Origin of the sequence: Mesorhizobium sp. CA15 (assembly GCF_020165215.1) — a bacterium.
GTDB lineage: Bacteria > Pseudomonadota > Alphaproteobacteria > Rhizobiales > Rhizobiaceae > Mesorhizobium.
In genome coordinates, this window is record NZ_JAIUHQ010000004.1 from 102,045 (window position 1) to 116,696 (window position 14,652).

Genomic DNA, 14,652 nt, shown 5'->3' on the forward strand with positions numbered 1-14,652 from the left:
GTTCACAACAGCCCCGCTTCCCTTGCGCCCGCCAGCGCCAGCCTTGCCGTCCCGGCCGCGGCCTCGTCCGAGAGCGCGGGCCGGAATTCGACGCCAAGCCTGCGCTGCCGGATCGCGGTCCAGGCGGCATTGGCGGCGCCGCCGCCGACGCTTCGAACCGAGGTGAGCTTCGGTGCGCCGAGTTCTGCGAGCCTCTGGTAGCCGAGCGCCTCGATGGCCGCGATGCCTTCCAGCATCGCCTTGAGATAGTCGGCGTCCGATTCCGGTCGGGGCAGGAGGCGCGGCTGGAGCTTTGGATCGGCAACAGGAAAACGTTCGCCGGCCGAGCCGAGCGGATAATAGTCGAGGCCGGTATCCGTCGCAGGATCGATCGCTGCGCTGAGTTCGAGGATGCGCGCGAGCGAAAAATGCTGGGCGAGCACCTTGCCGCCGGTGTTCGACGCGCCGCCCGCGAGCCAGGCATCGCCGAGCCGGTGGCTGTATATGCCGTAGCGCGGCGCCGAGATCGGCCGGTCGGACAGGATCTTGATGGTCAGCGACGATCCGAGAGCGGTGACGCCGTCGCCCGCGGCCGCCGCGCCCGTCGCCAAGAAAGAGGCGCAGCCGTCCGTGGTGCCGGCGACCACCGCGACATCGCGCGGCAACCCGAACAGGTCGGCGGCGGCGGCCGTAAGCCTGCCGGTCACGCTACCCGGCCTGACAATGGTGGGCAGAAGCTCCACGCGCATGCCGGTCGCCGCGATCCATTCCGGCCAGCGGCGCGCCTCGGCATCGTAGCCGGTCTTCAGGCTGTTGTTCTCGTCGCTGATGTCGAAGCGGGCCGAGAATTGCGCGGCAATCCAGTCGGCCTGGTGCAGCACGGCGTGGATGCCAGGCAGGCGCTGGAACCAGAGCGCCTTGGCGAGACCGGAGGTCGCCCCATGCGCAGCACTTGCCTCCGGCGCCGTGCCGGCGATCACGGCGAGGATGGCCGCATCCGGAACCTTGTCGTTGTACATCAGCGGCTCGGCCAGCGGCCGTCCGGCGTCGTCGGTCGGCAGCACGGTTCCCGACGTACCGTCCACGGCGATCGCGCGCACAGCCATGCGATCGATGCGCGAAAAAAGCTCGTGCAGTGTCGCTTCGACGGCGGCCCACCAAACGGCCGGATCGCGGCCGTTCGCGCCGAAGCGCTCGAGCGGCACGGCGGCGCTCGCGGCGGTGGAGAAGTCCGGACGCATCGCGACGGCGCGCGCTCCGGAGGTGCCGATGTCGATGCCTAATGCAAGAGGCGCCATTCGCCTAACCCGCCGCGTTGAGTCTCTGGCGATACTGCTCGGCATCCCAGTTGACCAGCTCGTCATTTTCGGCGGCGGTGAGATAATTCAATCGCGCCGTGGTGTCGATCCGCGCGGTCACGTCGGCGAGGCAGCGCTGCATAGCGTCCGCGCCGGAGCTGGCGTCGCCGCGCATCAGCACGCCGGCGCCTGGAAAGAGGACCGCGACGGGGTTCGTGCCCAGCCGCGCGACGACGTCGGCGACCTTCTCGCCAGGCCTTGCCACCACGGAGCCCCGGCCAAGGAAGATGACGTGGTCAGGGTAGAGGCTGCCGGCTTCGGCGATGCGGCGGCTGTCCGCATCGAGCGCCGCCGCATGCGCCTCGATATCCGCCGGCAATCGGTAACCGCTGCCGTCGGCAAGTGCCGCCAGCGCCGCTATATCCGGGATCGGTGTCTGCCGCGCCGGGCGGGCCAAAAGCGATCTCACCCGGTGCAGCAGACGCTCCGCCTCGGCCACGGTCTCCGCTGCGACGACCAGTCCGTGATTGCCGAGGATCAGCACGTCGACCCCCTGCCCGAGACGCTCGGCAATGCCCTGGGCAAGCGGCAGGCCCGGCCGGCGATAGGGGACATAAGCCCACGCGATGCCCTGGAGACGCCGCCCGGCCTCGATCTCGCAATCGGCCTGAACGGCGAGTGAAATTGTCTCGACGCAGTGGACATGCAGCACCACTCGCTGCGGCATCAGCGCGTGTACGATGGTCTCGATCGAAGGGCGCAAGCCGCGCGGATTGAGGGTATCGATGGCAAAGGCCTGCGGCTTGTCGGCGCTCGGATCGCGCCGTTCGAGGGCCTCGACGAGCGGACCCATCGCGACCGGTACCATGATGTCGTCAATCAGCGCGTCCCTCAACCAGGTGCCGGAGGCCTTGATCCACAGCGTGTCCCCTGCCTTCAGCGATGTGTTGCCGCCGGCTGCCTGTGTCAGGTGCGGATCGTCGCCGATGGCTGCCGAAAGTGTCCGCAAGGCGGTCAGCTCCTGCGCATCAACTGTGGTCGCCATGGCGATCTTCCTCCAACGGCTCGGTCGGTCTCGCACGATCTCCCGTTACAGGAGAATGATTGGTGCTGATATCGCAGGTGCGAGCGATCTACGTCAACAGTGATCTACTATCGTCAAAACGGGCTTGCAATCCGACTGATGTTGAGTAAGTTGCATCAATTGTCATGCAAAATGGCATTGTCGGGAGGGAAGAGTTGAGCGACTCCGGCCGCCAGCGTCAGATCGTCGAGCTATTGCGGGACCGGCCGTTCGCTTCGGTGCGTGAACTGCAGGAGCGGCTTGGCGTGTCGGCGGCGACGGTCAGGCGCGACATCGACAAGATCGACGAGGCCGGCGAAGCCAGGAAGGTCTATGGCGGCATCTCGGCGCTCGACGGCGCCGCGCATGCCGGCATCGCCTATGCGAGGCCCTATGACGAGAACCGTGACCTGGCGGTCGATGCCAAACGGCAAATCGCCGCTGTAGCCGCCACCATGGTGCGCGACGGCGATGCGGTCATCGTCCATGGCGGCTCGACCTGCTTCCATCTCGGCGTCAAGCTTGCCGACCGCAACATTCGCCTCTTCACCAATTCCATGCCGCTCGCCGCCTATCTCAGCGACCATGGCCATTGCAGCCTGACCATCGCCGGCGGCGATCTGCACCGCGAGCCCGGCATCATCCATTCGCTCACCCAGGCCGTGCCGTTTTATGCCTCGAAGTTCTTTCTCGGCGCGCAGGGCCTCGGCCATGAGGGCGTGCTGGAATCGCATCCGCTGCTGGTGCGCTCGATCATCGATCTCAGCCTTTGCGCCGACCAGATCGTGGTGCTGGCGGACAGCCGGAAGCTGTCGATCCACGCCCGCAATGTCGCGCTGCCGCTGTCGCGCATCGGCACGTTGGTGACCGATGACGGCCTGTCCGGCGCCGATGCGCGGATGCTGGAAGATGCCGGTGTCACCGTGCGTATCGCCTCGCCTTCGGGAGCCGTCCAGTGAAGGTGGCGGTGCTCGATTTCGGCAAGACCAATTCGAAGCTGTTCGTCTTCGACCAGGACGGGCGCATCCTCGACGAACGGCGCACGAAACCCGACTGGATACGCAAAAGCGGGCTCAGCGTGCTTGACGAAACGGCGCTGCATAACTGGGCGCTGGACGCCGTCAACGAGGCCGCTGATGCCCACGGCATCGAAGGTCTGATGGTGTCGGGCCACGGCTGCACCTTCGCGCTGGTCGACGATACGGCGCTGACGCATCCGATCCTAGACTATGAGCAGGAGCCGCCCGCCGAGATCGCCGCGCGGATCGATCGGCGCATTCCCGATTTCGCCGAGACCTTCTCGCCGCGCCTGCCGCTCGGCTTCAACTATGGCCGCCACATGCTGTGGCTGAAAGAAGTGGAGCCCGGCGCGTTCTCGGCGGCGAAGGCGATTCTCGGCTATCCGCAATATTGGAGCTGGCGCTTCGGCGGCCACGCCGTTTCGGAAGTCTCCTATCTCGGCTGCCACTCGCATCTGTGGGCACCGAGCAAGCGTGACTTCTCCTCGCTGGTCGATGCCGAGGGCTGGCGGGGCCGCATGCCCGCCTTCGCGCACGCCGGCGGCGTCATTGGCGAGCGGCGCTTTGGCCGGGCGGGCAGACCGGTCGCCATTCACAACGGCGTTCATGATAGCAATGCCGCGCTCCATGCCTATCGCCGGCAGGACCTCGGGCCGCTCACCGTGGTGTCGACGGGCACCTGGGTGATCGTTCTCAACCCTGACTGTCCGTTCGAGGCGCTCGACCGCGAGCGCGACATGCTGGCCAATGTCGATGTCGATGGCGGCGCGGTGCCTACGATCCGCTTCATGGGCGGGCGCGAATTCGCCGTGATCAGCGGCAACTGGCAAGGCGCGATCGCCTCGGCCGCCATACAGCGGGCGATCGACGCCGGCACGATGGCCGTGCCGAGCTTTGCCCCGGGCGGACCGCTGCCGGGCCGGACGGGCGAGATCCTCGGGCCCGTTTCCGGTGCTGGGGAGCGCGCCGCCGTAGCGCTGCTTTATGTGGCTCTGATGATCGATCTCTCGCTCGACCTGATCCGTTCGGCAGACACCGTCATCGTCGATGGCGGACTGAATGCGGATGGGATGCTTGCCGGCCTCCTGGCGGCGCTGCGGCCCGGCCAATCCTTCCTGCAGGGGGCCACGCTGGAAGGCAGCGCCACGGGCGCCGCGGCTCTCGCCTTCGAGAGCATCGGCCGCGAATTCGCCGCCGATAGGCCGGAGCCGGTACGCGCCGCGGACTTCAAAGGCCTGGATCGCTACCGCGACGACTGGCGCGGCCTTATTGCCGGACGCCACATCGCCGGCGCGGCGGCAGGAGGTGCGCAATGAGCGCCGCCGCCCGCGTCGAGGCGTCGCAAAGGCCGGTGCTGGAGATGCGCCACATCTCCAAGACTTTCGGTCCCGTCCGGGCCCTGCACGACGTATCGCTCACCGTCAATGCCGGCGAACTGCATGCGCTGATGGGCGAGAACGGCGCCGGCAAGTCGACGCTGATGAAGGTGCTGTCCGGCGCCTATCGGCCGGATGCCGGCGGCGAGATCCTGATCGACGGTACGCCGGTCGCCAGCGGCGATCCTATCAAGGCTCGCGCCCAGGGCATCGCGGTCATCTACCAGGAGCTGTCGCTGGCGCCGAACCTGACTGTGGCGCAGAACATCTTCCTCGGCAACGAGCCGCGTAGGTTCGGCATCGTCGACCGCGACCAGTGCAACCGTCGCGCCAGGGAAATCATCGAGCGGCTCGGCGTCTCCTTTTCGGCGCGCGCCTTGGTCTCTAGCCTGTCGCTGGGCGAGCGCCAGCTGGTCGAGATCGCCCGCGCGCTGTCGACCAGCGCCCGCATCATCGTCATGGACGAGCCGACCACCTCGCTGACCTCGCGCGAGACCGACCGGCTGTTCGAGGTGATCGGGGCGCTGAAGGCGCAAGGCATTGCCATCATCTACATCAGCCACCGCATGGAGGAGGTCTACCAGCTCGCCGACCGCGTCAGCGTGCTGCGCGACAGCGGCTATGTCGGCACGCTGGAACGCGCCGATCTCAATGCATCGCGCCTGGTCTCGATGATGGTCGGCCGCGATCTCTCGGCCTTCTACAAGAAGGATCACCGGCCGCCGGACAGTCAGCGCCGGGTAGCGCTGTCGGTGCGCGGCATGTCGGACGGCGGATTGCTGAAGGACTGCTCGTTCGATCTTTACCACGGGGAGGTGCTGGCGTTGGCGGGGCTGGTTGGTTCCGGCCGCACCGAACTCGCGAGGCTGATCTTCGGGGCCGACCGCCGCAGCGCGGGCGAGCTGGAGCTCGACGGCAAGCCGATTGCCATCGCTTCGCCACGCGAGGCGCTGGAGGCCGGCATTGCTTACCTCACCGAGGACCGCAAGGAGCTCGGGCTGTTTCTCGACATGTCGATCGCCGACAACATCAATATGGGCGTGCTTGCGAAAGACGCGCGCGCCGGCGGTTTTCGTGATTTCACCGCCGCCGAGCGGCGTGCCGCCAAGGCCATCGCCGATCTCTCGATCCGCACGCGCTCGGCGCAGGCCAATGCCGGCTCACTGTCGGGCGGCAACCAGCAGAAGGTGCTGCTTGCCCGCCTGCTTGAGACCGAGCCCAGGGTCGTCATCCTCGACGAGCCGACGCGCGGCGTCGACGTCGGCGCCAAGTCGGAGATCTATCGGTTGATCGACAGTCTTGCCGGCCGGGGCATCGCCATTCTCATGATCTCCAGCGAACTGCCCGAAGTAATCGGGGTGGCCGACCGCGTGCTCGTGATGCGCGACGGCGCCATCGCCGGCGAGGTGACGGCGTCGGAGGGCAGGCCGCTGCGTCAGGAAGAAATCATGGAACTCGCGACGGGGGCGGCCAAGGAAGGACCGACAAGATGACCGACAGCTCAACAGTGGCGAAAGCGGCGGATCAGGCAGCGGTCAGGAGCCGACGGCTGCGGACGGCCTTCGCCGCGCTCGGCATGCTGCCGGTTCTGGTGCTGCTTGCTGTCGGCTTCCAGTTCATCAACCCGCGCTTCCTTACCGGCACCAACCTGCTCATCGTCAGCCAGCAGTCGTCGATCAATATCGTGCTGGCCGCGGGCATGACCTTCGTCATCCTCACCGGCGGCATCGACCTATCCGTCGGCTCGATCCTCGCGGCCTCGGCGATGGTCGCTGTGCTGGTGTCGCTGGTGCCGGACTGGGGCATGCTCGGCATTCCGGCCGCCATTTTGCTCGGCCTCGGCTTCGGCGTCATCAACGGGCTGCTTGTCGCCTACATCAAGCTGCCGCCCTTCATTGTCACGCTGGGCTCGCTGACCGCCGTGCGCGGCGTCGCCCGCCTGCTCGGCGAGGATACGACAGTCTTCAATTCCGACCTGCCTTTCGACTTCATCGGCAATGGCTCACTGTTCGGCATTCCCTGGCTTGTCATCATCGCGCTGACCGTGGTGGTGCTGTCCTGGCTGGTGCTCAAGCGCACCGTGCTCGGCACCTGGATCTATGCCGTGGGCGGCAATGCCGAGGCGGCGCGCCTCACCGGCATCAAGGTGCCGCTGGTGCTGCTCTTCGTCTATGGCGTGTCGGGCCTGCTCGCGGGCCTCGGCGGCGTCATGTCGGCGGCGAGACTCTACGCCGCCAATGGCCTGCAGCTAGGCCAGTCCTACGAGCTCGATGCCATCGCCGCCGTCATTCTCGGCGGCACCAGCTTCGTCGGCGGCGTCGGCTCGATTTGGGGCACGCTGATCGGCGGGCTGATCATCGCCGTGCTCTCCAACGGGCTCATTTTGGCCGGTGTCTCGGACATCTGGCAGTACATCATCAAGGGATTGGTCATCATCGTGGCGGTCGCCCTCGACCGTTACCGGCTGCAGGCCGGAGCAAGAACGTGATTGACCTCGGTCGCCGGCCTAGACGGGCCGGATTGTGTGTAACGCACCGTGAGAGGCGCGGGGCAATCGGAGGAAGCAAGTAAATGAAGACCATCGCCAAACTGCTCTGCGGCGCAGCCCTCGCGGCCCTCGCCATCGCGCCGGCATCGGCCAAAGACCTCAACAAGGTCGGCATCTCGGTCGGCCTGCTCGGCAACCCGTTCTTCGTCGCCACCATCAAGGGCATCGAGGACGCGGCCAAGAAGATCAATCCGAAGGTCGAGGTGACGTCGGTGTCGGCCGACTACGACCTCAACAAGCAGGTCTCGCAGATCGATTCCTTCATCGCCGCCGGCGTCGATGTCATCATGCTCAATGCCGTCGATGCCAAGGCGATCGCGCCCGCGGTCAAGAAGGCGCAGGCGGCTGGCATCGTCGTCGCTGCCTTCGACGTCTCGGCGCCGGGCGCCGACGTCACCGTGATGACCAACAACGTCAAGGCCGGAGAGGAGGCCTGCCAGTATCTGGTCGATCACACCGGCGGCAAAGGCAACTACGTCATCCTCAACGGCCCGGCCTCGTCGTCGATCCTGGAGCGCGTCAAGGGCTGCAAGAACGTTCTTTCGCAGCACGCCGACATCAAAATCCTGTCCGACGACCAGAACGCCGAGGGATCGCGCGACGGCGGCCTGAAAGTGTTCCAGTCGCTGCTCACCCGCTTCGACAAGATCGACGCGGTGTTCGCCATCAACGATCCTACGGCGATCGGCGCGCAGCTCGCCGCCAAGCAGCTCAATCGCTCGGAATTCATCATCACCGCGGTCGACGGCGCCCCGGACATTGAGAAGGAGTTCGCGTCCGGCACCTCGCTGATCAAGGCCTCGGCCTCGCAGGATCCCTATGTCATGGCCGGCCAGTCGCTGACGATGGCGGCAGATGTGCTTGCCGGCAAGAAGCCGGCCGAGCCGACCGTGCTGCTCGATCCGAAGCTGATTACCGCCGAGAACCTGAAGGACTACAAGGGCTGGACGGCGGCCCGCTAAAAAGCCTGCTCCCAAGGCTGGCGCGGCCGGATCGGTCCGGCCGCGCCTCATTCATCGGACGGAGACGATCATGTCGCGCATTGGTATCCATTCTTTCGTCTGGTCTGCGAGTTCGGCGCAGGCGGATCTCGAACGCACGCTGGCCAACACGAAGGAAGCCGGCTTCGACCTGATCGAATTCTCCTATCTCGATCCGGCGGATGTCGATATCGGCAGGCTGGCCAAAAGCATCACCGATCTCGGCCTGGGCGTAGCGATCAGCATTGGCCTGCCTGCCGACGGCGACATCTCCAGCCCAGACAAGGCGGTCGCCGCGCGCGGCGTCGAGATCCTGAACCGCACCGTCGCCCTCACGCGCGATCTCGGCGGCCAAAAGATCGGCGGCATTCTCTCGGCAAGCCACGGCCTGCAAACCGAACCGCCGACGCGCGATCAGTGGAACCGCAGCGCCGCTGCACTTGCCGGGGTTGCGGAAACGGCCAAGGCCGCCGGCGTGACGCTCAATCTCGAAATCGTCAACCGCTTCGAAAGCAACCTGCTCAACACCGCCGCGCAAGGACTAGCTTTCATCGAAGACACCGGCTCCGACAACATCTTCCTGCACCTCGACACCTTCCACATGAACATCGAGGAGGCCGATGTCGGCCTGGCCATCCGCCATGCCGCGAGGAAGATCGGTTATGTCCATATCGGCGAGAGCCATCGCGGCTTTCTGGGCACCGGCAGCATCGATTTCTCGGCGATCTTCGATGCGCTGGCGGCGATCGGCTACAGCGACGATCTCAGCTTCGAATCCTTCTCGTCCGAGATCGTCGACGAGAATCTGTCGCGGAAGACGGCGATCTGGCGCAATCTGTGGACCGACAATATGGAGCTTGCTCGTCATGCGCGCCGCTTCATCGCGGTCGGCCTGGAGACGGCCCGGCGCAAGGCCGATCTCGTCTCGGCTTCGCAAAGGCCCTGACGTCTTCGAGAATGTCGAGCAGTGAATTGCGGCTTTCGAGGGCCATGCTCTGCTAGACTCCTGTTGATTCGTCTCGACAGGAAAAGGCATGAGCAAGGCCCTCGGCACATTCGCACTGGTCACGGTTTTGAGCGCTTTGCTGATGGCGCTGTCATTGGCCGTGGCGAGGCACGGCTATCCCTATGGCGCGTTCGGCGTGAAGCGTCTCGACGGCATCGCCGACGCCGGCTCATTCCTGGCGATCGCCGCCGTCTATTTCTTCGCAGCCATGCTGATGATGATCCTGCCCATCCGCGCCGCCGGCGTCGTACTGACCCATGCGGCCGATGCGATCTTCTGGGCGACGATCGTATTGTTCGCGACCATCGTCGGCTCGCTGATCGCCAGATGGGCCTTCGGCCAGCACGAGGTGCTCTGGGCGCTTTTCAACTGGCGTTTCCTGTTCGTGGCAGTGATCGTTGCGGCGCATCTCACCATGAACGAGCTTCGCCGCAACATCCTGCTCAGAAGCCTGTTCTTCGTCGCCTTCGGCGCGGTCACGCTCGCCTGTCTGTTCTGGTCGTTCTCGACCTGACGCGGCAAGACCCTAGGTTTGTCGCAGAAGGCCGGTAGACCTGCCACGGGACAATCATTATATCATTTGTCCGACAATTGACCGGCCGACGGACTGCCACTACCCCAGCTTCAAGGAACAAGACAATGACCGTGCTGCGTAAGAACCTGATCGACGGCGAGTGGCTTGGCGAGGCCGGCTCGCGCAACATCAACCCGTCGAACACCAACGACATCGTCGGCGAATATGCTTCGGCCGGGCCTGAGCAAGCCAAGCAGGCCATCGCCGCCGCTAAGGCGGCCTTTCCGGCCTGGTCGCGCTCAGGCCCGCTGGCCCGCCATGCCGTGCTGAAGAAAACCTCCGACGAGATCATGGCACGCAAGGACGAGATCGGCCGGTCGCTCGCGCGCGAGGAAGGCAAGACGCTGGCAGAGGGCGTCGGCGAGACGATCCGCGCCGCGCAGATATTCGACTTCTTCGCCGGTGAGACGCTGCGTCTGTCGGGCGAGATGGTGCCGAGCGTTCGGCCTGGCGTCGGCGTCGAGATGACGCGCGAAGGCGTCGGCGTCGTCGGCATCATCACGCCGTGGAATTTCCCCATCGCCATCCCCGCCTGGAAGATCGCGCCGGCGCTGGCCTACGGCAACACGATCGTCTTCAAGCCGGCCGAGCTAGTTCCTGAAAGCGCCTGGACCATCGTCGATATCCTGCACCGCGCCGGCCTGCCCAAGGGCGTGCTCAACCTCGTCATGGGTAAGGGATCGGTGGTCGGCCAGGCGATGCTCGACAATCCCGATGTCAACGCCATCTCCTTCACAGGCTCGGTCGGGACCGGCAAGCGCGTCGCCGCGGCAAGTGTGGAGCACATGCGCAAATTTCAGCTCGAAATGGGCGGCAAGAATCCGCTCGTCGTGCTCGACGACGCCGATCTCGCGGTGGCCGTCGACTGCGCGGTCAACGGCGCTTATTTCTCGACCGGACAGCGCTGCACGGCATCCTCGCGCCTGATCGTCACCGACGGCATCCACGACCGTTTTGTCGAAGCGATCAAGGAGCGCCTGGACAAGCTCGTCATCGGCGATGCGCTCGATGCCAAGACCCAGATCGGTCCGGTCGTCGACCAGACCCAGCTCAAGCAGGATGAGGATTACATCGCCATCGGCCGCCAGGAAGGCGCCGAGCTCGCCTTCGGCGGTGACCGGCTGGAACGCGGCGCGCCTGGCTTTTATCTGCAGCCTGCTCTGTTTGTCGGCTCGACCAATGCTATGCGCATCTCGCGCGAGGAAATTTTCGGCCCCGTCGCCAATGTCATCCGCGTCAAGGACTATGACGAAGCGCTGGCTGTCGCCAACGACACGCCGTTCGGCCTCACCTCCGGTATCTGCACCACCAGCCTGAAGCACGCGACGCATTTCAAGCGCAATTCCGAGGCCGGCATGGTGATGGTCAACCTGCCGACGGCCGGCGTCGATTTCCACGTGCCGTTCGGCGGCCGCAAGGGCTCGAGCTACGGCCCGCGCGAACAAGGCCGTTACGCGATGGAGTTCTACACTACGGTGAAGACCGCCTATACATTCGCCGGCTAGAGCAATTCCAGAAAAAGTGTTGGCGGTTTTCCGTCCGGAATTGCGCAAAAACAAGGAGATAGGGCGTTTCGCCGTTTCCATGAAACGGTGAAACGCACTAGTCCAATCCGGGAGGAGATCGATGAGCATGGCCGACATGACATGGCTCAACCCGCCGCCGCAGCACACGGTCCGCGACGGCACGCTCACCGTCCGAACGGGCAAGGAAACCGACTTCTGGCGCGAGACCTTCTACGGCTTCTGGCGTGACAACGGCCATTTCCTCTACCGTTCCGTCGAAGGTGACTTCAGCGCCGAAGTCACCGTCAAGGGCGACTACAAGGTGCTCTACGATCAGGCGGGGCTGATGCTGCGCCTGAGTGAAACGCACTGGATCAAGGCCGGCATCGAATACACCGACGGGCTGGCATACTTCTCCGTCGTTGTCACCAACGACACCTCCGACTGGTCGCTGGTCGCCATTGCCGCCGGCAAGGACGGCGTCAGGATCCGCCTGACCCGCCACGCCGAGGCGATCCGCATCCAGTATCTGGACGCCTCGGACGGCCACTGGAAACCGGTGCGCCTGGCCTATTTCCCGATCTCGAAAACGGTCGATGTCGGCATGATGTGCTGCTCGCCGCAGCGCGAAGGCTTTGAGGCGACCTTCTCCGGCTTCACGATCGGGCCGGCGATTGCAAGGGACCTGCATGGGTGAGTGCGGAACCGCGTGGTTCTTTCGCCCAGGCACCAGTCGCCGTCATCGGCCAGCAGAATGCCGACCTCATCGCAGGTCGCCGGCCTGTCGATTGTGGCTCATCCAGGCTGCGGTCGCGGGCGCCGCGGCGGCGTCGCACTGCTCAGACCGGGGCCGGCATACGGCCATTGGCAGGACTCTCGTCTTCGGCTGGAAGGGCCGCCCTGCGGCGCCGGAAAGCCGGCAATGGGTTCAGCTTGAACAGGCCGTAATAAACGATGAAGGATGCCATGAAATAGGGGCCGAGCATCTCGACCTCGAAGAAGGAGCGGATCAGCATCAGCCCGGTCGCGCCGGCAAGCACCACCGAATCGGCACTCCACCCGCCGAACACCACCTTCGATACATGGCCGTAGAAGGCGCGCAGGATGACCAGCGCCAGCAAGGTGACGCCGATGAAGCCGATTTCGACCAGCGTCTCGACATAGGTGTTGTGGAAGTGGAAGCCGGAACGCGTCGAGATATAGAATTCCGCCCACAGCCGCTCCGGATCGGCAAAACCCTGCACCCAATAGGCGGCATAGCCATAGCCGAGCAGCGGACGCTGCTGCGCTGCTTTCCAGCCCTGTTCCCACAGATAGGTGCGGCCGGTGAGCGTCGAATCCTTGCCGAAGATGCCGAGCACGACATCCAGCAGCCCGAGGTTGAGCGCTGCCACCACGCCCGTCACCAGCGCCCCGGCGCCGACGACGAACAGCACCCGGCGATAGCGTCGCGACAGCACCTTGGTCATGGTGAGCAGCATCACGATGCCGATCACCGCCGGCAGCGAGGCAACCGACGTCGCCGAATGGGCGATTGCCAGCATATAGACCGACAAAAGCATGATCGGCGCGGTCCAGACGAAGCCCAGCCAGTTGCGCCGGTAGAAGACAAGGAACGCCAGGCAGAAGAAGATGCCGAGCGAAGAGAAGAAGCCGACCTGGTTCTTGGAACCGAAGGCGCCGACGAAATTGACCGTGCCGTCGATCGTGTCGAGCGCGTAACCACCGACTCCGAGTGAATAGAGCAGCACGAAGAAGATGCCGATCAGCGACCCGACCACCAGCGTGCGCACGCTGATGGTGCGCGCCGCGACATAGGCGCAGACGATATGGGAGGAATATTGCACCGCCGCGCGCGCGCTGATGCCCGCCGCCTGCGACCAGAACACCGAGAGGCAGACATAGGCCGCAAGCAGAATGGGTAGCCAGGCGCTGGAGAGTTTCCAGGTGAAACGCCGGTAGTCGACGAACAGTAGCGGCAGCCAGACGGCGTAGTAGGCGAGGATCAGGATCTGGCCGAAATTGGGCGAGTAGGCGAAGGCGAGCGTGGAAACCGCGACGGCGAAAATGCCGTAGGTCTCGTTGCGATCGGGATCGATCAGGATGGATTTCGGAATCTTCATACCGGCTTTTGTCCCGCGCTAAGCCACGGCCCGGGCGCGCTGCATCTGCCGCTGCAGGAAGCGCCGCACCGGCTCGTCATAGACGCGCGTGGCGATGTCGGCGATGACGACAACCATCGCCGCCATCGCGATGCCGAACAAGGGATGATGCGCGAACGGATCGATCGAGAAGGCCTTGCCAGCCCCGGCGATGATCATCAGCATCGGCGTGTGGATGATGTAGATCGGGTAGGAAATCCGCCCGAGCCAGCCATAGACGCCTGACAGTCGCGGCGCGGTCGGCGCCACCGCGCCGGTCATCACCATGATCGGGAAGACGATGACGATTGCCGCGAGGTCGTAGGCAACGCGCGCGCCGCCGGCAGCCGGGGCAATGGCGAAGACGGCAAGCGTGAGCAGGATCGCGCCCTCGACCCAGAAGCCGCGCCGCAGGAAGCCGAAGCTGCCCTGCCAGCGCGCCATCGATCGGCAGAGCAGCACGCCAAGGAAGAACGAGAAGGTTACGCGTGGCAGCCCGCTGACGATGGTCTTCCCGGTCATGCCGAAATCGAGCGTGCCGGCGAAAACCGAGGCGACGACGAGCAGCACGAGGCTGGCGCCGACGATCCCCGTCAGCACCCGCCGCGACAAGAGCACGAAGACAGCGACATAGGCGATGTTGACGATGAGCTCGAAGAACAGCGACCACGATGCCGGGTTGAGAGGAAAGATCGTATGATAGGCGTCGCTGACCAGCGGTATGAACAGCATGCCGGTTGTCAGCTGCATGCCGATCTCGGACAGCGGCATATATTCCGCCGGCATCAGTCTGTTCTTGACCAGCAAATAGAAGAAGCCGAGCAGCGTGCCGGCTAGATAGAGCGGATAGAGCCGGATCAGGCGGATGGCCACGAAAGTGCCGAAGCCCATGCCGGTTTCGATCTTGCGGTCATAGGCATGCGCGATGACGAAGCCGCTGAGCAGGAAGAACAGATCGACCGCGAGATAGCTCGACGGCAGCACCTTGCCGTCGGCGAGGAATGGCGAGAAATGGTAGAGCATGACGCTGATCGCCGCCACGCCGCGGATGGCGTCGAGGTTCAGATACACGTGACGCTGGGCTGCGGGCTGCATGTTATGCCTTCAAGCGGTCCAAACAGATCGCTCGCCCGCGCTGCGCGCGAACGAGCCTGGCTTGTCCC

At 64.9% G+C, this 14,652-nt stretch carries 13 protein-coding genes; 9 read left to right on the top strand and 4 right to left on the bottom strand.

The features are described 5' to 3' along the window. Nucleotides 1–2 precede the first annotated feature (2 nt). Nucleotides 3–1,277: an FGGY-family carbohydrate kinase gene (locus LB515_RS09780; RefSeq protein WP_224604051.1), complete on the bottom strand. Its 1,275-nt coding sequence runs from the start codon at nucleotides 1,275–1,277 to the stop codon at nucleotides 3–5. A 4-nt stretch (nucleotides 1,278–1,281) separates the two neighbouring features. After that, complete coding sequence (locus LB515_RS09785) at nucleotides 1,282–2,322, bottom strand: class II aldolase/adducin family protein (protein ID WP_224707568.1); 1,041 nt, start codon at nucleotides 2,320–2,322, stop codon at nucleotides 1,282–1,284. Nucleotides 2,323–2,516: 194 nt separating this feature from the next. On the opposite strand from LB515_RS09785, the gene LB515_RS09790 reads away from it, so the two are divergent. From LB515_RS09790 to LB515_RS09830, 9 genes are all read left to right on the top strand, one after another. Then, nucleotides 2,517–3,299: a DeoR/GlpR family DNA-binding transcription regulator gene (locus LB515_RS09790; protein WP_224604046.1), complete on the top strand. Its 783-nt coding sequence runs from the start codon at nucleotides 2,517–2,519 to the stop codon at nucleotides 3,297–3,299. Further along, nucleotides 3,296–4,675, top strand: a complete 1,380-nt coding sequence (locus LB515_RS09795) for an FGGY-family carbohydrate kinase (RefSeq protein ID WP_224604044.1) — start codon at nucleotides 3,296–3,298, stop codon at nucleotides 4,673–4,675. The genes LB515_RS09790 and LB515_RS09795 overlap by 4 nt, the downstream gene beginning before the upstream one ends. Next, complete coding sequence (locus LB515_RS09800) at nucleotides 4,672–6,228, top strand: sugar ABC transporter ATP-binding protein (protein WP_224604030.1); 1,557 nt, start codon at nucleotides 4,672–4,674, stop codon at nucleotides 6,226–6,228. The genes LB515_RS09795 and LB515_RS09800 overlap by 4 nt, the downstream gene beginning before the upstream one ends. After that, nucleotides 6,225–7,223 carry an ABC transporter permease subunit gene (locus tag LB515_RS09805; protein WP_140845601.1) on the top strand — a complete coding sequence of 333 codons (999 nt, stop codon included), beginning with the start codon at nucleotides 6,225–6,227 and terminating at the stop codon, nucleotides 7,221–7,223. The genes LB515_RS09800 and LB515_RS09805 overlap by 4 nt, the downstream gene beginning before the upstream one ends. Before the next feature lie 83 nt (nucleotides 7,224–7,306). After that, complete coding sequence (locus LB515_RS09810; protein WP_095769327.1) at nucleotides 7,307–8,245, top strand: ABC transporter substrate-binding protein; 939 nt, start codon at nucleotides 7,307–7,309, stop codon at nucleotides 8,243–8,245. Nucleotides 8,246–8,315: 70 nt separating this feature from the next. Further along, nucleotides 8,316–9,209, top strand: a complete 894-nt coding sequence (locus LB515_RS09815) for a sugar phosphate isomerase/epimerase family protein (protein ID WP_224604025.1) — start codon at nucleotides 8,316–8,318, stop codon at nucleotides 9,207–9,209. 88 nt (nucleotides 9,210–9,297) lie between these two features. Further along, nucleotides 9,298–9,783, top strand: a complete 486-nt coding sequence (locus tag LB515_RS09820) for a hypothetical protein (RefSeq protein ID WP_224602405.1) — start codon at nucleotides 9,298–9,300, stop codon at nucleotides 9,781–9,783. 125 nt (nucleotides 9,784–9,908) lie between these two features. Further along, nucleotides 9,909–11,348, top strand: coding sequence for an aldehyde dehydrogenase family protein (locus tag LB515_RS09825; RefSeq protein WP_224604022.1), 1,440 nt, complete (start codon nucleotides 9,909–9,911; stop codon nucleotides 11,346–11,348). Nucleotides 11,349–11,469: 121 nt separating this feature from the next. Continuing rightward, entirely contained in the window at nucleotides 11,470–12,045 is a 576-nt protein-coding gene (locus tag LB515_RS09830) for a DUF1349 domain-containing protein (protein ID WP_224707569.1), read from the top strand. Nucleotides 12,046–12,187: 142 nt separating this feature from the next. Here the strand turns inward: LB515_RS09830 and LB515_RS09835 are convergent, their stop codons facing one another. Beyond that, nucleotides 12,188–13,471, bottom strand: coding sequence for an O-antigen ligase family protein (locus tag LB515_RS09835; RefSeq protein WP_224707570.1), 1,284 nt, complete (start codon nucleotides 13,469–13,471; stop codon nucleotides 12,188–12,190). Nucleotides 13,472–13,489: 18 nt separating this feature from the next. Then, nucleotides 13,490–14,584, bottom strand: coding sequence for an acyltransferase family protein (locus LB515_RS09840; RefSeq protein ID WP_224707571.1), 1,095 nt, complete (start codon nucleotides 14,582–14,584; stop codon nucleotides 13,490–13,492). Between the last annotated feature and the right edge of the window lie 68 nt (nucleotides 14,585–14,652).

Coding starts and splice junctions, on each gene's coding strand:
- LB515_RS09780 (WP_224604051.1), bottom strand. CDS start 1,277: ATGGCGCCTCTTGCATTAGGCATCGACATCGGCACCTCCGGAGCGCGC.
- LB515_RS09785 (WP_224707568.1), bottom strand. CDS start 2,322: ATGGCGACCACAGTTGATGCGCAGGAGCTGACCGCCTTGCGGACACTT.
- LB515_RS09800 (WP_224604030.1), top strand. CDS start 4,672: ATGAGCGCCGCCGCCCGCGTCGAGGCGTCGCAAAGGCCGGTGCTGGAG.
- LB515_RS09805 (WP_140845601.1), top strand. CDS start 6,225: ATGACCGACAGCTCAACAGTGGCGAAAGCGGCGGATCAGGCAGCGGTC.
- LB515_RS09810 (WP_095769327.1), top strand. CDS start 7,307: ATGAAGACCATCGCCAAACTGCTCTGCGGCGCAGCCCTCGCGGCCCTC.
- LB515_RS09815 (WP_224604025.1), top strand. CDS start 8,316: ATGTCGCGCATTGGTATCCATTCTTTCGTCTGGTCTGCGAGTTCGGCG.
- LB515_RS09820 (WP_224602405.1), top strand. CDS start 9,298: ATGAGCAAGGCCCTCGGCACATTCGCACTGGTCACGGTTTTGAGCGCT.
- LB515_RS09825 (WP_224604022.1), top strand. CDS start 9,909: ATGACCGTGCTGCGTAAGAACCTGATCGACGGCGAGTGGCTTGGCGAG.
- LB515_RS09830 (WP_224707569.1), top strand. CDS start 11,470: ATGAGCATGGCCGACATGACATGGCTCAACCCGCCGCCGCAGCACACG.
- LB515_RS09835 (WP_224707570.1), bottom strand. CDS start 13,471: ATGAAGATTCCGAAATCCATCCTGATCGATCCCGATCGCAACGAGACC.
- LB515_RS09840 (WP_224707571.1), bottom strand. CDS start 14,584: ATGCAGCCCGCAGCCCAGCGTCACGTGTATCTGAACCTCGACGCCATC.